We start from the raw sequence: 20,899 nt of genomic DNA on the forward strand, positions 1-20,899 counted from the left end.
GAGCTCCAGACAAAGGACCAACCCCATGTTTGACAAAATCCTGATTGCCAATCGCGGCGAGATCGCCTGCCGTGTGATGGAAACCGCCCGCGCCATGGGCGTGAAAACCGTGGCGGTCTATTCCGACGCCGATCGTGGCGCAAAGCATGTCGCCATGGCGGATGAGGCCTGCCACATCGGGCATGGCCCGGCGCCGGCCGACAGCTATCTCCTCGGCGATGAGATCATCGCAATTGCCAGGGCGACCGGTGCGCAGGCCATCCATCCCGGTTATGGGTTTCTTTCGGAGAACCCGGGCTTTGTGGATGCGGTAGAGGCTGCGGGCCTTACCTTCATCGGCCCTTCTGCGGAGGCGATCCGCAAGATGGGTCTGAAAGACGCCGCCAAGGTGCTGATGGAGGCGGCTGGCGTGCCGGTGGTGCCGGGCTATCACGGCGCCAATCAGGATGCCGATTTCCTCAGGGATCAGGCGGATCAGATTGGCTATCCGGTGCTGATCAAGGCAGTTGCCGGTGGCGGCGGCAAGGGGATGCGGCTGGTTGAGAAACCTGCCGATTTCGCCGACGCGCTCAAAAGCGCGCAGGGCGAGGCCACCACCGCCTTTGGCAACCCCGATGTGCTGATCGAGAAATACATCCAGCAGCCGCGCCATATCGAGGTGCAGGTTTTTGGCGACGGCAAAAGTGCCGTGCATCTGTTCGAGCGCGACTGCTCCCTGCAACGCCGCCATCAGAAGGTGATCGAGGAAGCCCCCGCGCCGGGCATGACCGCAGAAATGCGCGCCGCGATGGGCGAGGCTGGCGTGCGCGCGGCCGAAGCCATCGGCTACAAGGGCGCGGGCACGGTTGAGTTCATCGTTGACGGCTCTGACGGGCTGCGCCCTGACGGGTTCTGGTTCATGGAAATGAACACCCGCCTGCAGGTGGAGCATCCAGTGACCGAGCTGATCACCGGCGTTGATCTGGTGGAATGGCAGCTGCGGGTTGCATCGGGCGAGAGCCTGCCCGCCAAACAGGAAGACCTCACCATCACCGGCCATGCGTTTGAGGCGCGGCTTTACGCCGAAGACGTGCCAAAGGGCTTCCTGCCCGCAACCGGCACGCTGACGCATCTGTCCTTCCCGGCTGAGGCCCGCGCCGACAGCGGTGTCAGGGCAGGGGATACCATCAGCCCCTGGTATGATCCGATGATCTCGAAGGTGATCGTACATGGTCCCACCCGCGCAATCGCCCTGTCGCGCCTGTCGCAGGCGCTGGCGGCAACCGAGGTCGGCGGCACGGTTACCAACCTTGCCTTCCTTGGCGCGCTGGCGGCGCATGAGGGCTTTGCGGCGGGGAGTGTCGACACGGGCCTTATCGCGCGCGATCTGGATCAGCTGGTGCAGGCGCCTGGGGTGACGCCCGAGCAGAAGGCCGCCGCCGGCATGCAGGCCCTCGGCGTCCTCGAGGGCGGCTGGGAGACCGGCTTTACCCTTTGGTCCGATATGCGCCGTTCCGTTCACCTCAGCCATCAGGGTGATGTGTTTGAAGCCACGGTTGAGGTGGATGGACCGGATCGCCAGATCTGGGAGTTCCCCCAGGACCCCGAATCCCAGGTCTGCGCCACCAGGATCGGTGGACATTGGGTGCTGGGCGGTAATCGTCTGCCCTCGATCGCCCAATCGGGCAATACGATCACCGTATTTGATAGCTATGGCCTTGAGTTCGAGGTGATTGACCCCCTGGACCGCGCATCGGCAGCGGGCGGGGATCAGAATGTGATCGAGGCCCCGATGCCCGGTCTGGTCAAGGCGGTTTTTGCCGAAGCAGGCCAGAGCGTCAAAGAAGGTGAACGACTCGCTATCCTTGAGGCGATGAAAATGGAACACTCGCTTCTGGCGGCCCGCGACGGCGTGGTGGCCGAGGTGCTGGCCTCGGCTGGTGATCAGGTCGAAGCGGGGGCCGCGTTGGTCCGCCTGGAGGAGGCGGACAGCTAAACGGCTGGCATGGGCGCGATCTCGGGTCGTGCCCGCGCCCTGCGGCCTGATGGGCCATTTGATTTGTGAATTGAGCTTGGGAGGATGTGCTGTGGGTGAAAGCGTCGAGATTTTCGAAGTCGGACCACGCGATGGTTTGCAGAATGAAAAGCGGGATATACCGGTATCGGAGAAGGCGGCGCTGATCGACCGCCTGACGCAGGCGGGCTTCCGGCGGATCGAAGTGGCGAGCTTTGTCTCGCCCAAATGGGTGCCGCAGATGGCCGGATCGGGCGAGGTGCTCGCCGGGATCAACCGTGGGGCGGATGTGCGCTATGCCGCGCTGACGCCGAATATGCGCGGTTACGAGGATGCCTTGGCCGCCAAAGCGGATGAGATCGCGGTCTTTGCCTCTGCGTCGGAGGGGTTCTCCAAGGCCAATATCAACGCCAGCGTGGCCGAATCCATCGAACGGTTCACGCCAATCATCGAGGCCGCGCGCCATATCGATCTGCCGGTGCGCGGATATATCTCCTGTGTGACCGAATGCCCGTTTGACGGGCCGACGGACCCCGACGCTGTTGCGGCGCTGGCGGATCGGCTGTTTTCCATGGGCTGCTATGAGATTTCGCTGGGCGACACCATTGGTCAGGCAACACCGGATTCGATTGCACGCATGTTGCTTGCGGTGCGCGAGCGGGTGCCGGTCAGCCGCTTGGCGGGGCACTATCATGACACGGCGGGGCGGGCGATTGACAACATTGATGCGTCGCTTTCGCTTGGTGTCCGGGTGTTCGACGCGGCCGTCGGCGGCCTGGGCGGTTGCCCCTATGCGCCGGGGGCAGCAGGCAATGTCGCAACCGAGGCGGTGCATGAGCATCTGACGCGGCTTGGCTACGAGACGGGTCTTGACGGTTCTGTGCTACAGGACGCGGCGAAGATGGCCCAGGCAATGCGCAGCGACGGCAGCTGATTCACACCGAAGCGTAAACAACAGCGGACCGAAACCAAAATCGCAGCCCGCCGGCAGTGGGCTGCGAGCAGGACAGGCAGGACGACCTCTATGTACACCACACTCACGCTGACCACCGACGATCGGGGTGTTGCGACCCTCATGCTCAACCGCCCCGAGAAGCACAACGCCATGTCCGGCGAAATGCTACAGGAGCTGAAGGCTGCCGCAGCTGCGCTGGCTGCGGACCGGTCGGTGCGCGTTGTCGTGCTCACTGGGGCGGGCAAAAGTTTCTGCGCGGGCGGCGATCTGGGCTGGATGCAGGCACAGATGACTGCGGATGCCGAAACCCGCGCGCGCGAAGCCAGGGTTCTGGCGGAGATGCTGATGGCCATCAACACCCTGCCGCAGCCGGTGATTGGGGCGGTTCAGGGCAATGCCTTTGGCGGTGGTGTCGGCATGGCCTGTGTCTGCGATGTCGCGATTGGGGCCGACCACATCAAGATGGGTCTTACGGAGACACGGCTGGGCCTGATCCCGGCCACGATTGGCCCCTATGTCGTCGCCCGCATGGGCGAGGCGCGGGCGCGGCGTGTCTTTATGTCGGCGCGTCTGTTCGGGGCTGATGAGGCGGTCGATCTCGGGATTCTTGCGCGGACCGTGCCCGCCAGCGAGATGGACGCCGCAATCGAGGCCGAGGTGACCCCCTATCTGAGCTGCGCGCCCGAGGCGGTCGGGGCCGCAAAGGCATTGGTACGTGATCTGGGGCCGAAAATCGACGATGCAGTGATTGATCACACGATTGCCGCATTGGTGGAGCGCTGGGAAGGCCGGGAGGCACCCGAAGGGATTGCCGCGTTTTTTGCCAAGGAAAAACCAAGCTGGCAGCGGTAGCCCCGTTAAAAATGCCTGATTTCTTGGCTTGGGGCGTGCCTTTTGCCGGGTACGCCTTATCCTATGAAAACAATAGGGTTTAAGGCCCATGATGTGGATCTGCCGCGCCCGTTACAGAAGGTTTATCCATTAACGATGCGTTGGTTGACGGTGAGGGGGGAGGGGAGTAGACACTGCCCCAAGTCAACACGCCAATTGACGGCGCGCAGAAATCCGCGCGCACGGAAAGGAGCCACTCGTGGAAGAGATGTTGCGGGAATACCTCCCGATTCTGGTGTTTCTGGCCGTAGCGGTCGGGCTTGGAATTGTTCTTATTTTGGCGGCAGTTGTGCTGGCCGTCCGCAATCCGGACCCTGAAAAGGTCAGCGCCTACGAATGCGGGTTCAACGCATTCGACGACGCACGGATGAAGTTTGATGTCCGGTTCTACCTGGTGTCGATTCTGTTCATCATTTTTGATCTGGAAATTGCGTTTCTGTTTCCCTGGGCCGTCGGCTTCAAGGATATGAGCGATGCTGGCTTCTGGTCGATGATGGTGTTTCTCGCTGTGCTGACCATCGGTTTTGCCTATGAGTGGAAGAAAGGGGCCCTGGAATGGGAGTGATGACCGGAGCCAACACGGCTGGCGTCGACAAGGAAGTTGTCACCCAGGCCCTGAATGCCGAACTGCAGGACAAGGGGTTTCTGCTGACCTCGGCAGAGGATATCATCAACTGGGCGCGCACCGGCTCGCTGCACTGGATGACCTTTGGTCTGGCCTGCTGCGCGGTTGAGATGATGCACACCTCGATGCCGCGCTACGATGCCGAGCGTTTCGGTATCGCGCCGCGTGCCTCTCCGCGCCAGTCGGATGTGATGATCGTCGCGGGGACGCTGACCAACAAGATGGCGCCCGCCCTGCGCAAGGTTTACGACCAGATGCCCGAGCCGCGTTATGTGATCTCGATGGGGTCCTGCGCCAATGGCGGCGGCTATTACCACTACAGCTATTCCGTGGTGCGCGGATGTGACCGGATCGTGCCTGTGGATGTCTATGTGCCCGGTTGCCCGCCGACGGCAGAGGCGCTGCTGTATGGTCTGATGCAATTGCAGCGCAAAATTCGCCGCACCGGCACGCTTGTGCGTTAAGTGGCTTTGGTTGGAGAGACAAATATGACTGAAGCTCTGAAAGAACTCGGCACCCAGATCGCTGCCAAACGTCCTGATTGTGTCATCGACTGGGATGTCAGCTTTGATGAGCTGAATGTCGATGTTGCCCCGTCGAACCTTGCGGGGTTTGTCGAATTTCTGAAAGCCGATGCGACCTGCAAGTTCTCGTCGCTTGTCGATATCACGGCCGTTGACTACCCGGACCGCGCCAAGCGGTTCGACGTGGTCTATCATTTCCTGTCGATGTATCAGAACCAGCGGATCCGCCTGCGCGTATCGATCCGCGAGGATGAGATGCTGCCGTCGATCGTGACCATCCATCCCTCGGCCAACTGGTTTGAGCGGGAGGTGTTCGACATGTTCGGCATCCTGTTCACCGGCCACCCGGATCTGCGCCGCATTCTGACCGACTATGGTTTCCGTGGCTATCCGCTGCGCAAGGATTTCCCGACCACCGGCTATACAGAGGTTCGCTACGACGAGGCGCAGAAACGCGTTGTCTATGAACCGGTCAGCCTGGTTCAGGAGTACCGCCAGTTTGACTTCATGAGCCCGTGGGAGGGTGCCGAATACATCCTGCCCGGCGACGAGAAAGAGGGGGCGAAGTAATGGACGGCTCCAAAATGGACGACGCCCTGACCGGCGAACAGAAGATCCGTAACTTCAACATCAACTTCGGACCGCAACACCCTGCGGCACACGGCGTTCTGCGTCTGGTGCTGGAGCTGGACGGCGAAATCGTTGAGCGCTGCGACCCGCATATCGGCCTGTTGCACCGCGGCACCGAAAAGCTGATGGAGAGCCGGACGTACCTGCAGAACCTGCCGTATTTCGACCGCCTCGACTATGTGGCGCCGATGAACCAGGAACACGCCTGGTGCCTGGCCATCGAAAAGCTGACCGGCGTGGAAGTGCCGCGTCGCGCGTCGCTGATCCGTGTGCTCTATTCCGAAATCGGCCGGATTCTGAACCACCTGCTCAATGTGACGACGCAGGCGATGGACGTTGGCGCGCTGACCCCGCCGCTGTGGGGCTTTGAAGAGCGCGAGAAGCTGATGATCTTCTACGAGCGGGCCTGTGGTGCGCGCCTGCACGCGGCGTATTTCCGCCCCGGTGGTGTGCATCAGGATCTGCCCGACGCGCTGATCGACGATATCGAGGCCTGGACCCATAGCTTCCCATCCGTTCTGGATGACATCGACGGGCTGCTGACCGAGAACCGCATCTTTAAACAGCGGAATGCCGATATCGGTGTCGTGACCGAGGAGGATATCCTCAACTACGGGTTCTCCGGGGTGATGGTGCGCGGCTCCGGCCTTGCCTGGGACCTGCGCCGTGCGCAGCCCTATGAGTGCTATGACGAATTCGATTTCCAGATCCCGGTTGGCAAGAACGGCGACTGCTACGACCGCTACCTTGTCCGTATGGAAGAGATGCGCCAGTCGCTGTCGATCATTCGCCAGTGTATCGGCAAACTGCGCGAAACCCCCGGTGATATTCTGGCCCGTGGCAAGCTGACCCCGCCCAAACGGGGCGATATGAAAACCTCGATGGAGAGCCTGATCCACCACTTCAAGCTCTATACCGAGGGGTTCCACGTGCCCGCTGGCGAGGTCTACGCCGCTGTTGAGGCACCCAAGGGCGAATTTGGCGTCTATCTGGTTGCAGATGGCACCAACAAACCCTATCGCGCCAAGCTGCGTGCGCCGGGCTTCCTGCATCTGCAGGCCATGGATTATGTGGCCAAGGGCCACCAACTCGCCGACGTCGCGGCCATCATTGGCACCATGGACGTCGTATTTGGAGAGATTGACCGCTAATGCTTCGTCGTCTGCATTCCGAACAACCCGATAGTTTTGCCTTCACGCCCGAGAACCAGACATGGGCCGAAGCGCAGATCACCAAATTCCCTGATGGCCGTCAGGCCAGTGCGATCATTCCGCTGCTGTGGCGTGCGCAAGAGCAGGAAGGCTGGCTGACGAAGCCTGCAATCGAATATGTCGCGGACATGCTGGGCATGGCCTATATCCGTGCGCTTGAGGTTGCGTCCTTCTACTTCATGTTCCAGCTGCAACCCACTGGATCGGTTGCACATGTTCAGATCTGCGGGACCACGTCCTGCATGATCTGCGGCGCAGAGGATCTGATTGCCGTCTGTCAGGAAAAGATCGCGAACAAGCCTTTTACCCTGTCGGCGGATGGTAAGTTTACCTGGGAAGAGGTCGAGTGCCTTGGTGCCTGCACCAACGCCCCGATGGCCCAGATCGGCAAGGATTATTACGAAGATCTGACCGCTGAAGGCTTTGCCAAGCTGCTGGATGATCTGGCTGCCGGTCAGGTGCCGCTGCCGGGCCCGCAAAACGGGCGCTACGCGGCCGAGCCGAAATCGGGGCTGACCTCGCTGACAGAATATGAAAGCGGCAAGACGCAGTATAATGCGTCGGTCCAGCTGGCGGCGGATATTGGCGATACAGTCAAGCGTATCGACGGCACCGAAGTGCCGATCCTGACGCCATGGATTGGCAAGGACGGCAAGGTTGCCGGTCGCGACAGTGCCGACACCCCGCCGCCCGCGCCGAAAACACCGCTTCCGGCGGTGAAACAGGCCGAGGTTGCCAAGGCAAAGAGCGACGCCCCAAAGAAGGCCGCTCCGAAAAAAGCTGCTGTCAGCGAACCGGCATCGCCAGAGGGCGCCGCCGCAGAAGCCGGAGCCGCTGTTGAACAGAAGCCGGAAACCCTGACCGCAGCGCGTGATGGCAAGGCCGATGATCTGAAGATGCTGAAAGGTGTCGGTCCCAAGCTGGAGCAGACCCTGAATGATCTGGGGTTCTACCACTTTGACCAGATCGCCGCCTGGACGGATGAGCAGATCGCATGGGTCGATAGCCGGTTGAAGTTCAAGGGGCGCATCGTCCGCGACGGCTGGATCGAACAGTCCCGGCAATTGGCGGCTGGCGAGGAAACCGAATTCGCCAAGAAGGCCAAGGCCGACGACCGCTACAAAAAAGACTGACACCACGATAACCGCGCCTGTCCTACGGGGCAGGGGCCAATATTCAGGACCACATGAGCGTAGAGCGCGACAAAGCACTGGCAGCAAAGGGACGGCACATCGCATTGGTGATTGCCGCAACCATGCTTGGCTGGCTGGCAATGTCGTTGTTCATCGGCCCCGCGCTGGGGCTCGCCGGGCGCTACGCTCTGCTGTTTGATTTCGCAGCCCTTGCAGGCTTCATCTATGCAGCGGTCAACATTTTTCAACTCTGGCGGATGCGCCAGGACAGCCAAAGGTAGGCAGACATGCTGAAGGACCAGGACCGGATCTTTACCAACCTTTACGGGATGCATGAGCGCACATTGGCAGGCGCAAAACAGCGGGGCCATTGGGATGGCACTGCGGGCATCATCGAAAAAGGGCGGGACTGGATCATCCAGAACATGAAGGATTCCGGCCTGCGCGGACGCGGTGGTGCGGGCTTCCCGACCGGCCTTAAATGGTCCTTCATGCCGAAAGAGAGCGACGGTCGTCCCTCCTATCTGGTCATCAACGCCGATGAATCGGAGCCGGGCACCTGCAAAGACCGCGAGATCATGCGCCATGATCCGCACACGCTGATCGAGGGCGCGCTGATCGCCTCCTTCGCGATGAATGCGCATACCTGCTACATCTATCTGCGCGGCGAATACATCCGCGAGCGCGAGGCGCTGCAGGCCGCCATCGACGAATGCTATGACCAAGGTCTTCTGGGTCGCAATGCAGCCGGATCCGGCTGGGACTTTGACGTCTTCCTGCACCATGGTGCAGGGGCCTATATCTGCGGCGAAGAAACTGCGCTGATCGAAAGCCTTGAGGGCAAGAAGGGCATGCCGCGTATGAAGCCGCCGTTCCCGGCTGGTGCTGGCCTTTATGGCTGCCCGACCACGGTGAACAACGTGGAGTCTATCGCCGTGGTGCCGACCATTCTGCGTCGCGGACCCGATTGGTTTGCAGGCTTTGGCCGTCAGAACAACGCCGGCACCAAGCTGTTTGCGATCTCCGGTCACGTCAACAATCCCTGTGTGGTTGAAGAGGCGATGAGCATCTCCTTTGAGGAGCTGATCGAGAAGCATTGCGGCGGTATTCGCGGCGGCTGGGACAATCTTCTGGCTGTCATTCCCGGCGGCTCTTCGGTTCCTTGTGTGCGCGGCGAGAAGATGAAAGACGCCATCATGGACTTTGACTATCTGCGCGGCGAACTGGGCTCCGGCCTTGGCACGGCGGCGGTCATCGTGATGGAAAAGCAGACAGATATCATCAAGGCGATCTGGCGCCTGTCGAAGTTCTACAAGCACGAAAGCTGCGGTCAGTGTACGCCCTGCCGTGAAGGCACCGGCTGGATGATGCGCGTGATGGATCGTCTGGTGAAGGGCGAGGCCGAGCTGGAAGAGATCGACATGCTGTGGGATGTGACCAAGCAGGTCGAAGGCCACACCATTTGCGCGCTCGGCGACGCCGCAGCCTGGCCGATCCAGGGCCTGATCCGCAATTTCCGTGAGGAAATCGAAGACCGTATCAAGGCACAGAAGTCCGGGCGCATGGGCGCCATGGCAGCCGAATAGGGTCGGGGGGTAGCCGGATGATCACGGGTGTGACCAAAACCATGGCTGTGCTGGCCGTCTGCGGCGGAGTGCTGGCGGGGTGTGACGGTATCGTCAACAATCGCCCGACCTACGCGGGCGTGCCCTTCTCGGCGAAGTCCAAAGCGGTCAACAAGAAAGAGACGCTGGCGGTGTTTACCACTACGGTATCCAAAGCCTCGCGTTCGCTGGAAGGCGCGCGGCTGGCCGCTCATCACGAGAGCACCCGTTACTGCATCGAAAACTTCGGCACGTCGCGCATTGCCTGGCAGGTCAACCCGCTTGATGCGGATATTGCCGTGCCGCTGGATGGCGATACGGCCGTCTATGGCGGAACCTGCACCCCGTGATCGCAGGCCGGGCATATCCCATGGCCGCGCAATCCGCGCCCACGCCGGTGTTATTGAATAACGCCGTCGCCTGCGCGCGTTCTGGTCGCTCCCTCACCAAGGAGTGTTCACCAATGCGAATCCTGATTGCGACCTGTGCCGCCTGCCTGATGCTACTGCCGTCGATGGGCGCGGCGAAGCCGTCCTTGCGCGATGTGCAAGAGATCGAAGATCCGCTGTTCGCGGTCGCTCTGGCCAAGGAAGTGGCCGACCACTGTGATGCGATTACCGCGCGTTACTTCAAGGGTCTGACCGAACTGCGGCGCCTGCGGGCACGTGCCAATGCTCTTGGCTATACGGATACGGAAATCCGCGCCTACATCGGCTCGGACGAGGAAAAAGCCCGGATGCGGGCCAAGGGAGAACGCTTCCTGGCGCAAAACGGGGTCTCATATGAGAAAACGGAAACATTCTGTACGTTTGGTCGTGCGGAAATCAAGAAAAACAGCGCGATCGGCGTTTTACTGAGGGCGAAATAGACCATGTCTGACCTCCGCAAGATCAACATTGACGGAACCGAGATTGAGGTGGATGGGGCGATGACCCTGATCCAGGCCTGTGAAGAGGCCGGGGTGGAAATTCCCCGCTTCTGCTACCACGAGCGCCTGTCCATCGCCGGCAATTGCCGGATGTGCCTGGTTGAGGTTGTCGGCGGCCCGCCGAAACCTGCCGCCTCCTGCGCCATGCAGGTCCGCGACCTGCGTCCCGGTCCCGAAGGCCAGGCGCCGCAGGTGAAGACCAATTCGCCGATGGTCAAGAAGGCCCGTGAGGGCGTGATGGAGTTCCTGCTGATCAACCACCCGCTGGATTGCCCGATCTGCGATCAGGGTGGCGAATGTGATCTTCAGGATCAGGCGATGGCTTATGGCGTCGATTTCTCGCGCTTCCGCGAAGCAAAGCGCGCCGTCGACGATCTCGATCTCGGCCCGCTCGTCGGCACCGCGATGACCCGCTGCATTTCCTGCACGCGCTGCGTTCGTTTCACCACCGAAGTCGCAGGCATTACCCAGATGGGCCAGACCGGTCGTGGTGAGGATAGCGAGATTACCTCCTATCTGAACGAGACGCTGGATTCGAACCTTCAGGGCAACATCATCGACCTGTGCCCGGTTGGGGCGCTGACCTCGAAACCCTATGCCTTCACGGCCCGCCCGTGGGAGTTGACCAAAACCGAAACCATCGACGTGATGGACGCGCTGGGGTCGAACATCCGTGTCGACACCAAAGGCCGCGAAGTGATGCGCATCCTGCCGCGCAACCATGACGGCGTGAATGAGGAATGGATCAGCGACAAGACCCGGTTCGTCTGGGACGGGCTGCGTCGCCAGCGTCTGGATCGCCCCTATGTGCGTGTCGACGGCAAGCTGAAGCCCGCGACCTGGCCGGAGGCCCTGGAGGCAGCGGCCACTGCAATGAAGGGCAAGAAGATTGCCGGCCTGATTGGTGACCTGGTCCCGGTTGAGGCGGCTTTTGCGCTGAAACAGCTGGTGGAAGGGCAGGGTGGCAAGGTTGAGTGCCGGACGGACAAGGCCCGTCTGCCGATCGGCAACCGCGCGGCCTATGTCGGCACCGCCACCATCGAAGATATCGACAGCGCCAAGGCGATCATGCTGATTGGCACCGATCCTCGCAATGAGGCGCCGGTTCTGAACGCCCGCCTGCGCAAGGCCTGGATCAACGGCGCCAATATCGGCCTGATCGGCCAGCCGGTCGATCTGACCTATGACTACGCCCACCTCGGCACCGACCGCGCAGCGCTCGAGACACTGCTCAACGGCGAAATCGAAGGCGCGATTGGCAAAGAAACGCTGGTCATCGTCGGCCAGGGCGCCCTGCGTGAGGCCGATGGTCTGGCGGTACTGGCCCATGCGCAGAAATACGCGGCCATGACCGAGAGCAAACTTCTGGTGCTGCACACCGCTGCCGGCCGTGTTGGTGCGATGGATGTGAATGCGGTCACCGAGGGTGGCCTTGAGGCGGCCATCGACGGCGCAGAGGTGATCTACAACCTCGGCGCTGATGAGGTCGAAATTGATGCAGGCGCCTTTGTGATCTACCAGGGCTCGCACGGCGATCGTGGTGCCCATCGCGCCGACGTCATCCTGCCCGGTGCTGCCTATACCGAAGAAAACGGTCTGTTCGTGAACACCGAAGGGCGTCCGCAGCTGGCCATGCGCGCAAGCTTTGCCCCCGGTGAGGCTAAGGAAAACTGGGCGATCCTGCGGGCGCTCAGCGCGGAGCTGGATGCCAAGCTGCCCTATGACTCGCTGGCGCAACTGCGCAGTGCGCTGGTGGCAGAGGTGCCGCATCTGGCGCGCATTGACGAAGTGGCGGCAAATGAGGGCCCGGCGCTTGAGGTTGAGGCCATGGGCAAGGCGGCATTCCTGCCTGCGGTCAAGGACTTCTATCTGACCAACCCGATTGCGCGGTCGTCGCAGCTGATGGCGGAACTCTCCGCCAACGCAAAGGCGCGTAGCGCCGAGAAGATCGCGGCGGAGTGATCCGTGCGGGCATCATATCGCCTCTGCTGCTGGCAGCCTGCGCGCAGGCTCCGCAGACGTCTCAGGCGCCGTTCACCCCCGACTACAAAGGGGTAGAGACACGGCTACTGGATGGCGATCTGGTGCAATTCCACGTGGCCATGACCGGCGCCCGCAATGGTGCCGATCTGGACAACTATGCGGAATGCGCGGCGGCGCAATATGCGCTGATCCGCGGTTATGGATTTGCACGTCATGTGCGCACAAAAATGAAACAAGAGGGTGGCAATCAGACGGCAGATGCTGTCTACACCATCTCGCCTTCCCTCCCGCGCGGACTGCGCACCATCGACGCCGAAGTCGTGGTCGCGGATTGCGAGGCTAACGGAATACCCACGGTGTGAGGACCTATGGCTGAATTCTTTAACACCCCAGGCGGCATCGCTGTTCTGATCCTGGCGCAAGTGCTTGCAGTTGTTGCATTTGTCATGATTTCGCTGCTGTTCCTCGTCTACGGGGACCGCAAGATCTGGGCGGCTGTCCAGATGCGTCGTGGCCCCAATGTCGTAGGCATCTACGGCCTGCTGCAAACGGTGGCCGACGCGCTCAAATATGTTGTCAAAGAGGTGGTGATCCCCGCCGGTGCCGATCGCACCGTGTTTATTCTGGCCCCATTGACCAGCTTTGTGCTGGCGATGATCGCCTGGGCGGTGATCCCCTTCAACGAGGGCTGGGTCCTGTCGGACATCAATGTGGCGATTCTCTATGTTTTCGCGGTCTCCAGCTTGGAGGTCTACGGCGTGATCATGGGCGGCTGGGCGTCGAACTCGAAATATCCGTTTCTCGGTTCCTTGCGCTCAGCGGCGCAGATGATCTCTTACGAGGTCTCGATTGGTCTGATCATCGTTGGGGTCATCATCTCCACCGGCAGCATGAACTTCGGCGACATTGTGCGCGCGCAGGACGGTGATCTGGGTCTGCTGAACTGGTACTGGATCCCGCATTTCCCGATGGTCTTCCTGTTCTTCATCTCGGCACTTGCGGAAACCAACCGCCCGCCGTTCGATCTGCCCGAAGCGGAATCGGAGCTGGTTGCAGGCTACCAGGTGGAATACTCGGCGACACCGTTCCTGCTGTTCATGGCCGGGGAATACATCGCCATCTTCCTGATGTGCGCGTTGACAACACTGCTGTTCTTCGGCGGCTGGCTGTCTCCGATCCCTGGGCTGCCCGACGGCGTCCTGTGGATGGTCGGCAAAATGGCGTTCTTCTTCTTCCTCTTCGCAATGGTGAAGGCAATCACGCCCCGCTACCGCTATGACCAGCTGATGCGTCTGGGCTGGAAAGTGTTCCTGCCGTTCTCGCTGGCCTGGGTGGTCTTCGTATCCTTTGCTGCAAAATTTGACTGGTTCTGGGGCATCTTCGCCCGCTGGACCGTGGGAGGCTGATCAATGGCGAACATCGACTACACCCGCGCCGCCAAATACTTCCTGCTGCAGGATTTCTGGGTCGGCTTCAAACTGGGGATGAAGTATTTCTTTGCCCCTAAGGCCACCCTGAACTATCCGCACGAGAAGGGCCCGCTGTCGCCGCGTTTTCGCGGCGAGCATGCTCTGCGCCGCTATCCGAACGGCGAGGAGCGCTGCATTGCCTGTAAACTGTGCGAGGCGATCTGCCCGGCGCAGGCGATCACCATCGACGCGGAACCGCGCGAGGACGGCAGCCGCCGCACCACGCGGTACGACATCGACATGACGAAGTGTATCTACTGCGGTTTCTGCCAGGAAGCCTGCCCGGTGGATGCAATCGTCGAAGGCCCGAACTTCGAGTTCGCCACCGAGACCCGCGAGGAGCTGTTCTACGACAAGGACAAGCTGCTTTCGAACGGGGAGCGCTGGGAAGCCGAGATCGCGCGCAATCTCGAACTGGACGCGCCGTACCGATGAGCGATGCCAAGAACCCATTTGAGGCCATGATGGCCCAGGCCCAGGACATGGCCAAAGCCCTGAACCCGGCGTTGGAGAGCTTCTCTCCCACCGGAGCATTCAAGGAGTTTGAAGCGCTGTGGCCGACGATGCCGAAGGATGTCATGGAGATGATGTTCGGCAATACCGTCAACAAGGGCGGGCTGGATGCCAAAACCCGGCTGCTGCTGACATTGGCCGGGCTGACAATGCAGGGCGCACAGGCGGATTCAGCCGTGCGCCAGACCGTACGCCACGCCCTGGAGGCGGGCGCTAAGAAACAAGAGATCGTTGAAACGATCGGACAGATGTCGGTGTTTGCCGGCATCCCGGCCATGACCCGCGCGCTGGAACTGGCGCAAGAGGTTCTGGACGCCAAAGGGGACGATGAAACATGAGCGTTTTTGCCTTTTACCTCTTTGCCATCAGCGCCATCACCGGCGGGCTGTTCACGGTGATCAGCCGCCAGCCGGTGCATTCTGTGCTGTGGCTGATCCTGGCCTTTATTTCCTCGGCCGGGCTGTTCGTGCTGCTGGGCGCTGAATTTGTCGCCATGCTGCTGGTCATCGTCTACGTCGGTGCCGTTGCGGTGCTGTTCCTCTTTGTGGTGATGATGCTGGACGTGGATTTTGCCGAGCTGAAAGCAGAGATGGCGCGCTATATGCCGTTGGCGCTGCTCATCGGTCTGGTGATCCTTATGCAGTTCGTGATGGCTTTTGGTGTGTGGGAAACCGCACCGGCGGCGGCCACGCAGCTGGCCCAGCCGATCCCGACCGACCAGCACAACACCGAGGCGCTTGGCCTCATCATTTACGACCAATATTTCCTTCTGTTCCAACTTTCCGGCCTGATCCTGCTGGTTGCGATGATCGGCGCCATTGTGCTGACCCTGCGCCACCGCACCGACGTCAAGCGTCAGGACGTTGTCGCCCAGATGATGCGCGATCCGGCCTTGGCCATGGAACTCAAGGATGTGAAACCGGGGCAGGGGCTTTAAGACAATGATCACACTCGAGCATTATCTAACCGTCGCGGCGACGCTGTTCGTCATCGGCATCTTCGGGCTCTTCCTGAACCGCAAGAACGTCATCATCCTGCTGATGAGCATCGAACTGATGCTCCTGGCGGTGAACATCAACCTGGTCGCATTCTCTTCCTCCACAGTGGGTCACGGAGACCTTACAGGGCAGGTCTTCACCCTGTTCGTGCTGACCGTGGCCGCGGCTGAGGCCGCCATCGGCCTTGCGATCCTGGTTTGCTTCTTCCGCAACCGCGGCACCATCGCCGTGGAAGACATCAACGTGATGAAGGGCTAAAGCGTCATGGAAACCATCCTTCTCTTTGCCCCTCTGGTCGGGGCGCTGGTCTGTGGCTTTGGCCACAAGATCCTTGGCGAAAAAGTGGCGACCGTGTTCGCCACTGCACTTCTCTTCCTGACGGCGGCGCTGTCCTGGATCGTCTTCCTGACGTTTGATCCCTCTGCGCATGAAAACGGCTATTACACTGTCGAAATCCTGCGCTGGATCCAGTCCGGTAGCCTCGACACGTCCTGGCAGTTCCGCGTTGACCGTCTGACCGCGATCATGCTGATCGTGATCACGTCCGTGTCCTCGCTGGTTCACCTCTACTCCTTTGGCTACATGGATCACGATCCGCAGTGGAAGGACGGGGAGAGCTACAAGCCGCGGTTCTTTGCCTACCTGTCGTTCTTTACCTTCGCCATGCTGATGCTGGTGACAGCCGACAACCTGGTCCAGATGTTCTTTGGCTGGGAAGGTGTGGGCGTTGCCTCCTACCTGCTGATCGGCTTTTACTACCGCAAACCCTCTGCTGGTGCGGCCGCGATGAAAGCGTTCATCGTCAACCGCGTCGGAGACTTCGGCTTTGCGCTTGGTATCTTTGCGCTGTTCTTCCTGACTGGCAGCATCAACTTTGATGACATCTTTGCCGCGACGCCGATGCTGGCGGAAACCCAGCTGACCTTTCTCTGGTCGGAGTGGAATGCCGCCAATCTGATTGCAGTCCTGCTGTTCATTGGTGCCATGGGTAAATCGGCGCAGCTGATCCTGCACACTTGGTTGCCGGATGCGATGGAAGGCCCGACCCCGGTGTCGGCCCTGATCCACGCCGCCACCATGGTGACCGCCGGTGTCTTCCTCGTCTGCCGCATGTCGCCGCTGATGGAGTTCGCACCCGAAGCGACAACCTTCATCACCGTGCTGGGTGCAACCACGGCCTTCTTCGCGGCGACTGTGGGTCTGGTTCAGACCGACATCAAACGCGTGATCGCCTATTCGACATGTTCGCAGCTTGGCTACATGTTCGTTGCAGCCGGGGTAGGCATGTACTCCGCTGCGATGTTCCACCTGTTCACACATGCCTTCTTCAAGGCGATGCTGTTCCTTGGTGCAGGCTCCGTGATCCACGCGATGCACCATGAGCAGGACATGATGAACTACGGTGGTCTGCGCAAAAAGATCCCCTACACCTTTGCGGCGATGATGATCGGCACGCTGGCCATCACCGGCGTTGGTATCCCGCTGACCCACTTTGGCTTTGCCGGCTTCCTGTCCAAGGATGCCATTATCGAGAGCGCCTATGCTGGCGGGTCGATGTATGGTTTCTGGCTGCTGGTCATCGCGGCGGCAATGACATCCTTCTACAGCTGGCGCCTGATCTTCCTGACCTTCTACGGCAAGCCGCGCGGCGACAAGCATACGCATGATCACGCGCATGAAAGCCCGATGGTCATGCTGATCCCGCTGGGTGTGCTTGCCCTTGGTGCGATCTTCTCTGGCATGCTCTGGTATAACAGCTTCTTCGGCCATGCTGATAAGGTTGGCAAATTCTACGGCATCCCAGTGGCAGAAGCCGCGGCACATGGCGATGCGGCAGCGGATTCGGGCCACGGCGCTGATGACAGCCATGCCAGCACGGCGGATGACGGTCACGGCACAGCTGACGCATCCGGTGAGCATCACTATGTATTCGCAGGCCAGCCGGGCGAAGGCGCGCTGTATTTCGGTGCCGACAACACTGTTCTGGATGACGCGCACGCCGCTCCGAAATGGGTGAAAGTTTCGCCCTTTATCGCGATGCTGCTTGGCCTTGGTCTTGCGATCCTGTTCTACATCGTGAACCCAAGCCTGCCGGGCCGTCTCGCCAAGCAGCAGCAGCCGCTCTACCTGTTCCTCAAGAACAAGTGGTATTTTGACGAGCTCTACGATTTTGTCTTTGTCAAACCGACGCTGATGCTCGGCCGCTTCTTCTGGAAGCGCGGTGACGGCAAGACCATTGACGGCGCGCTCAACGGTATCGCCATGGGCATCATTCCCTTCTTCACCCGCCTCGCCGGTCGCGCACAGTCGGGTTACATTTTCACCTATGCTTTCTGGATGGTGCTGGGCATTGCTGCCCTGGTTACCTGGATGTCGATCGGCGGAGGAGCGCACTGATGGACAATCTCCTTTCTATTGTCACCTTTATCCCGGCGCTTGCGGCGGCCATTCTGGCCCTGTTCCTGCGCGGCGAGGATGAGGCGGCGCAGCGCAACGCCAAGTCTGTTGCGCTTTTTGCCACCACGATCACCTTCCTGGTGAGCCTTGGCATCTATTTCCAGTTCGACCCCTCCGACACAGGCTTTCAGTTTGTGGAAGAGGCCGAATGGATCTTTGGCCTGAAGTACAAGATGGGCGTCGATGGCATTTCGGTGCTGTTTGTGATGCTCACCACCTTTGTTATGCCGCTGACCATTTTGGCGAGCTGGGGTGTGAACACCCGCGTCAAGGAATACATGATCGCCTTCCTGATGCTGGAGACGCTGATGCTTGGCGTGTTCATGGCGCTGGATCTGGTGCTGTTCTACCTGTTCTTTGAGGCGGGCCTCATTCCGATGTTCCTGATCATTGGTATCTGGGGCGGCAAGGAACGGATCTACGCGTCGTTCAAATTCTTCCTCTATACCTTCTTTGGCTCGGTGCTGATGCTGGTGGCGATGGTCGCGATGTACGCGGATGCAGGCACCACCGATATTGCCCAGCTGCTGACGCACAGTTTCTCGGCCTCCGGCTTTGATCTTCTTGGTGTGCATGTCGTTGGTGGGATGCAGACCCTGTTGTTCCTCGCGTTCTTTGCCTCCTTCGCGGTGAAAATGCCGATGTGGCCGGTGCACACCTGGCTGCCCGATGCGCACGTGCAGGCGCCGACCGCAGGCTCCGTGGTGCTGGCGGCGATCCTGTTGAAGATGGGCGGCTACGGCTTCCTGCGCTTCAGCTTGCCGATGTTCCCCGTCGGGGCCGACGTGATGACGGATCTGATCCTGTGGATGTCGGCGATTGCGGTGGTCTATACTTCGCTGGTGGCGCTGGTGCAGTCGGACATGAAGAAGCTGATCGCCTATTCTTCGGTGGCGCATATGGGCTTTGTGACCATGGGCATCTTTGCGGCGAACCAGCAGGGCATTGATGGCGCGATCTTCCAGATGCTGAGCCACGGCTTCATCTCGGCGGCGCTCTTCCTCTGCGTGGGTGTCATCTATGATCGGATGCACACCCGTGACATCGACGCCTATGGTGGCCTTGTCATTCGTATGCCTGCCTATGCGCTGGTCTTCATGTTCTTCACGATGGGGAACGTCGGCCTGCCGGGTACCTCGGGCTTCATCGGGGAATTCCTGACGCTGATGGGCACCTTCCAGAAGAACACCTGGGTCGCAGCAGTTGCCGCAACCGGTGTCATCTTCTCGGCAGGCTATGCGCTGTGGCTCTACCGCCGCGTGGTCTTTGGCGACCTGATCAAGGGCAGCCTCAAGACCATTAAGGATATGACTGCCCGCGAGCGGTTCATCTTTGCACCGCTGGTGGTGATGACCATCCTTCTGGGCGTCTACCCGGCGCTTGTCACCGATATCATCAGCCCGTCGACCGAGGCGCTGATTGCAAACTTCAATGAATCTCTGGCTGCCGCGGACCTGTCCCCGGCGACCCAGATAGCTTCGCACTAAGGGGGCGTGGGCGATGATCCCAGCTGATCTCACCGTTATCCTGCCAGAGATTGTTCTGGCGCTCAGCGCAATGGCGGCGCTCCTTGGCGCCGTCTACACCGGCAAGGACAAACTGGCCCCGGCGTTGATCTGGCTGATGGCCGGTCTGATGTCGGCGCTGGCCATCTGGATCGCCACCGGATCCTCGGGCAGCCGTGAGGCATTCAACGGCATGTTCGTCGACGATGGCTTTGCCCGCTTTGCCAAGGTCGCCATCCTGCTGTCGGCCTCTGCCGTGCTGGTCATGGGCCAGGACTACATGTCGCGCCGTGGCATGTTGCGCTTTGAATATCCCATCCTCGTTGCGCTGAGCGCGGTGGGCATGATGGTGATGGTCTCGGCCGGCAACCTGATGTCGCTATACATGGGCCTTGAGCTGCAGTCTCTGGCGCTCTACGTCGTGGCTTCGCTGCGTCGTGACAGTGTAAAATCCACCGAAGCCGGTCTGAAGTACTTCGTGCTCGGCGCGCTTTCGTCCGGTTTGCTGCTCTATGGCGCATCGCTGGTCTATGGTTTTGCCGGGACCACCGACTTTGCCGGTATCTACGCGGTGGCCAAGCATGGTGAAGTCTCCGTCGGTCTGCTGTTCGGCCTGGTCTTCCTGATCTCCGGCATGGCGTTCAAGGTGTCTGCCGTGCCGTTCCACATGTGGACCCCTGACGTCTACGAAGGCGCGCCAACCCCGGTTACCGCATTCTTTGCATCGGCGCCGAAGGTTGCGGCCATGGGCCTGTTCGCCCGCGTGCTGCATGATGCCTTTGGTCATGCGGTACAGGACTGGAGCCAGGTTGTGGCCCTTCTGTCGCTGCTGTCGATGTTCGTCGGGGCCGTTGCCGCCATCGGCCAGCGCGATATCAAGCGTCTGATGGCCTATTCCTCGATCGCCCATATGGGCTATGCGCTGATGGGCCTCGCCGCGGGCACCGCTTATGGCGTGCAGGCGCTGCTGGTCTATATGGCGATCTATGTCTCGATGAACATCGGCACCTTTGCCTTCATCCTGATGATGGAGAAGGACGGTAAGCCGATCACTGACATTCGCGCGCTCAACCTCTACTCCCGTCGCGAGCCGGGCAAGGCGCTGGCGATGCTGATCCTGTTGTTCTCTCTGGCGGGTGTACCGCCGATGCTGGGCTTCTTCGGCAAGCTTTATGTGCTTAATGCGGCCTATCAGGCGGATATGGCGTGGCTGGCGATTGCCGGTGTGATCGCATCGGTTATCGGCGCGTTCTACTACCTGCGCATCGTGTACTACATGTATTTCGGTGAAGAGGGCGAGGAGCTGGAAACCAACCGCTCGCCGATCCTCTGGGGGTTCCTGATGGCGTCGGCGGCCGTGATGCTTCTTGGGATCATCAACATGTTCGGCATCGAGGGTGCAGCGGCTGCGGCGGCTGCCACGCTGGTCAACTGACGGTTTCGACACAGAACACACAAAGGCCTGGTCTGCGGACCGGGC

At 60.6% G+C, this 20,899-nt stretch carries 22 protein-coding genes; all 22 read left to right on the forward strand.

Annotation, left to right across the window (positions count from 1 at the left end; genetic code table 11):
• Positions 1-25 precede the first annotated feature (25 nt).
• Entirely contained in the window at positions 26-1,975 is a 1,950-nt protein-coding gene (locus VXL81_RS09790) for an acetyl/propionyl/methylcrotonyl-CoA carboxylase subunit alpha (RefSeq protein ID WP_416554044.1), read from the forward strand.
• 91 nt (positions 1,976-2,066) lie between these two features.
• Positions 2,067-2,927 (forward strand): hydroxymethylglutaryl-CoA lyase, encoded by an 861-nt coding sequence (locus tag VXL81_RS09795; protein ID WP_416554046.1) that lies wholly within the window; start codon positions 2,067-2,069, stop codon positions 2,925-2,927.
• Between the two features lie 90 nt (positions 2,928-3,017).
• Positions 3,018-3,800 (forward strand): crotonase/enoyl-CoA hydratase family protein, encoded by a 783-nt coding sequence (locus VXL81_RS09800; protein WP_416535937.1) that lies wholly within the window; start codon positions 3,018-3,020, stop codon positions 3,798-3,800.
• Positions 3,801-4,038: 238 nt separating this feature from the next.
• Positions 4,039-4,404, forward strand: a complete 366-nt coding sequence (locus VXL81_RS09805) for an NADH-quinone oxidoreductase subunit A (protein WP_014874151.1) — start codon at positions 4,039-4,041, stop codon at positions 4,402-4,404.
• Entirely contained in the window at positions 4,395-4,928 is a 534-nt protein-coding gene (locus VXL81_RS09810) for a NuoB/complex I 20 kDa subunit family protein (protein ID WP_082996117.1), read from the forward strand. The genes VXL81_RS09805 and VXL81_RS09810 overlap by 10 nt, the downstream gene beginning before the upstream one ends.
• Positions 4,929-4,952: 24 nt before the next feature.
• Entirely contained in the window at positions 4,953-5,558 is a 606-nt protein-coding gene (locus VXL81_RS09815) for an NADH-quinone oxidoreductase subunit C (RefSeq protein ID WP_340545115.1), read from the forward strand.
• Complete coding sequence (locus VXL81_RS09820) at positions 5,558-6,769, forward strand: NADH-quinone oxidoreductase subunit D (RefSeq protein WP_260084618.1); 1,212 nt, start codon at positions 5,558-5,560, stop codon at positions 6,767-6,769. Before VXL81_RS09815 ends, VXL81_RS09820 begins: the two co-directional genes overlap by 1 nt.
• Complete coding sequence (locus VXL81_RS09825; RefSeq protein ID WP_416537797.1) at positions 6,769-7,962, forward strand: NADH-quinone oxidoreductase subunit E; 1,194 nt, start codon at positions 6,769-6,771, stop codon at positions 7,960-7,962. The genes VXL81_RS09820 and VXL81_RS09825 overlap by 1 nt, the downstream gene beginning before the upstream one ends.
• 53 nt (positions 7,963-8,015) lie before the next feature.
• Positions 8,016-8,243: a DUF5337 domain-containing protein gene (locus VXL81_RS09830; RefSeq protein WP_340545117.1), complete on the forward strand. Its 228-nt coding sequence runs from the start codon at positions 8,016-8,018 to the stop codon at positions 8,241-8,243.
• A gap of 6 nt (positions 8,244-8,249) precedes the next feature.
• Positions 8,250-9,548 (forward strand): NADH-quinone oxidoreductase subunit NuoF, encoded by a 1,299-nt coding sequence (nuoF, locus tag VXL81_RS09835; protein ID WP_416554048.1) that lies wholly within the window; start codon positions 8,250-8,252, stop codon positions 9,546-9,548.
• A gap of 29 nt (positions 9,549-9,577) precedes the next feature.
• Positions 9,578-9,916: a hypothetical protein gene (locus VXL81_RS09840; RefSeq protein WP_416537057.1), complete on the forward strand. Its 339-nt coding sequence runs from the start codon at positions 9,578-9,580 to the stop codon at positions 9,914-9,916.
• A 113-nt stretch (positions 9,917-10,029) separates the two neighbouring features.
• Complete coding sequence (locus VXL81_RS09845) at positions 10,030-10,434, forward strand: DUF5333 domain-containing protein (protein WP_340546294.1); 405 nt, start codon at positions 10,030-10,032, stop codon at positions 10,432-10,434.
• Positions 10,435-10,437: 3 nt separating this feature from the next.
• Positions 10,438-12,456: an NADH-quinone oxidoreductase subunit NuoG gene (nuoG, locus tag VXL81_RS09850; RefSeq protein WP_416554050.1), complete on the forward strand. Its 2,019-nt coding sequence runs from the start codon at positions 10,438-10,440 to the stop codon at positions 12,454-12,456.
• Positions 12,453-12,839 (forward strand): hypothetical protein, encoded by a 387-nt coding sequence (locus VXL81_RS09855; protein WP_416554052.1) that lies wholly within the window; start codon positions 12,453-12,455, stop codon positions 12,837-12,839. The genes nuoG and VXL81_RS09855 overlap by 4 nt, the downstream gene beginning before the upstream one ends.
• 6 nt (positions 12,840-12,845) lie before the next feature.
• Positions 12,846-13,883: an NADH-quinone oxidoreductase subunit NuoH gene (gene nuoH, locus VXL81_RS09860; RefSeq protein WP_416554054.1), complete on the forward strand. Its 1,038-nt coding sequence runs from the start codon at positions 12,846-12,848 to the stop codon at positions 13,881-13,883.
• Positions 13,884-13,886: 3 nt separating this feature from the next.
• Positions 13,887-14,381 carry an NADH-quinone oxidoreductase subunit NuoI gene (gene nuoI / locus VXL81_RS09865; protein WP_340545123.1) on the forward strand — a complete coding sequence of 165 codons (495 nt, stop codon included), beginning with the start codon at positions 13,887-13,889 and terminating at the stop codon, positions 14,379-14,381.
• Positions 14,378-14,797, forward strand: a complete 420-nt coding sequence (locus tag VXL81_RS09870) for a carboxymuconolactone decarboxylase family protein (protein WP_340545124.1) — start codon at positions 14,378-14,380, stop codon at positions 14,795-14,797. Before nuoI ends, VXL81_RS09870 begins: the two co-directional genes overlap by 4 nt.
• Entirely contained in the window at positions 14,794-15,396 is a 603-nt protein-coding gene (locus VXL81_RS09875; protein ID WP_340545125.1) for an NADH-quinone oxidoreductase subunit J, read from the forward strand. The genes VXL81_RS09870 and VXL81_RS09875 overlap by 4 nt, the downstream gene beginning before the upstream one ends.
• A gap of 4 nt (positions 15,397-15,400) precedes the next feature.
• Positions 15,401-15,715 carry an NADH-quinone oxidoreductase subunit NuoK gene (gene nuoK / locus VXL81_RS09880; protein WP_416554056.1) on the forward strand — a complete coding sequence of 105 codons (315 nt, stop codon included), beginning with the start codon at positions 15,401-15,403 and terminating at the stop codon, positions 15,713-15,715.
• 6 nt (positions 15,716-15,721) lie between these two features.
• On the forward strand, positions 15,722-17,854 hold the full coding sequence (gene nuoL / locus VXL81_RS09885; protein WP_416554058.1) for an NADH-quinone oxidoreductase subunit L: 2,133 nt from the start codon (positions 15,722-15,724) through the stop codon (positions 17,852-17,854).
• A complete protein-coding gene (locus tag VXL81_RS09890; protein ID WP_340545127.1) occupies positions 17,854-19,401 on the forward strand; it encodes an NADH-quinone oxidoreductase subunit M in 1,548 nt (515 codons plus the stop codon). Before nuoL ends, VXL81_RS09890 begins: the two co-directional genes overlap by 1 nt.
• A gap of 13 nt (positions 19,402-19,414) precedes the next feature.
• The gene (nuoN, locus tag VXL81_RS09895) at positions 19,415-20,854 is read left to right on the forward strand and encodes an NADH-quinone oxidoreductase subunit NuoN (RefSeq protein ID WP_340545128.1); all 1,440 of its coding nucleotides are present in this window, start codon (positions 19,415-19,417) and stop codon (positions 20,852-20,854) included.
• Positions 20,855-20,899: the final 45 nt, after the last annotated feature.

This window comes from Phaeobacter sp. JH204B (assembly GCF_048055755.1).
GTDB lineage: Bacteria > Pseudomonadota > Alphaproteobacteria > Rhodobacterales > Rhodobacteraceae > Phaeobacter > Phaeobacter bryozoorum.

Excerpts from the sequence above, each read along its gene's own strand:
- nuoH (WP_416554054.1), top strand. The coding sequence starts at position 12,846 with ATGGCTGAATTCTTTAACACCCCAGGCGGCATCGCTGTTCTGATCCTG.
- VXL81_RS09810 (WP_082996117.1), top strand. The coding sequence starts at position 4,395 with ATGGGAGTGATGACCGGAGCCAACACGGCTGGCGTCGACAAGGAAGTT.
- nuoN (WP_340545128.1), top strand. The coding sequence starts at position 19,415 with ATGATCCCAGCTGATCTCACCGTTATCCTGCCAGAGATTGTTCTGGCG.
- nuoG (WP_416554050.1), top strand. The coding sequence starts at position 10,438 with ATGTCTGACCTCCGCAAGATCAACATTGACGGAACCGAGATTGAGGTG.
- nuoF (WP_416554048.1), top strand. The coding sequence starts at position 8,250 with ATGCTGAAGGACCAGGACCGGATCTTTACCAACCTTTACGGGATGCAT.
- VXL81_RS09845 (WP_340546294.1), top strand. The coding sequence starts at position 10,030 with ATGCGAATCCTGATTGCGACCTGTGCCGCCTGCCTGATGCTACTGCCG.
- VXL81_RS09890 (WP_340545127.1), top strand. The coding sequence starts at position 17,854 with ATGGACAATCTCCTTTCTATTGTCACCTTTATCCCGGCGCTTGCGGCG.
- nuoK (WP_416554056.1), top strand. The coding sequence starts at position 15,401 with ATGATCACACTCGAGCATTATCTAACCGTCGCGGCGACGCTGTTCGTC.
- VXL81_RS09800 (WP_416535937.1), top strand. The coding sequence starts at position 3,018 with ATGTACACCACACTCACGCTGACCACCGACGATCGGGGTGTTGCGACC.
- VXL81_RS09830 (WP_340545117.1), top strand. The coding sequence starts at position 8,016 with ATGAGCGTAGAGCGCGACAAAGCACTGGCAGCAAAGGGACGGCACATC.
- VXL81_RS09820 (WP_260084618.1), top strand. The coding sequence starts at position 5,558 with ATGGACGGCTCCAAAATGGACGACGCCCTGACCGGCGAACAGAAGATC.
- VXL81_RS09870 (WP_340545124.1), top strand. The coding sequence starts at position 14,378 with ATGAGCGATGCCAAGAACCCATTTGAGGCCATGATGGCCCAGGCCCAG.
- nuoI (WP_340545123.1), top strand. The coding sequence starts at position 13,887 with ATGGCGAACATCGACTACACCCGCGCCGCCAAATACTTCCTGCTGCAG.
- VXL81_RS09815 (WP_340545115.1), top strand. The coding sequence starts at position 4,953 with ATGACTGAAGCTCTGAAAGAACTCGGCACCCAGATCGCTGCCAAACGT.
- VXL81_RS09825 (WP_416537797.1), top strand. The coding sequence starts at position 6,769 with ATGCTTCGTCGTCTGCATTCCGAACAACCCGATAGTTTTGCCTTCACG.
- VXL81_RS09790 (WP_416554044.1), top strand. The coding sequence starts at position 26 with ATGTTTGACAAAATCCTGATTGCCAATCGCGGCGAGATCGCCTGCCGT.
- nuoL (WP_416554058.1), top strand. The coding sequence starts at position 15,722 with ATGGAAACCATCCTTCTCTTTGCCCCTCTGGTCGGGGCGCTGGTCTGT.
- VXL81_RS09875 (WP_340545125.1), top strand. The coding sequence starts at position 14,794 with ATGAGCGTTTTTGCCTTTTACCTCTTTGCCATCAGCGCCATCACCGGC.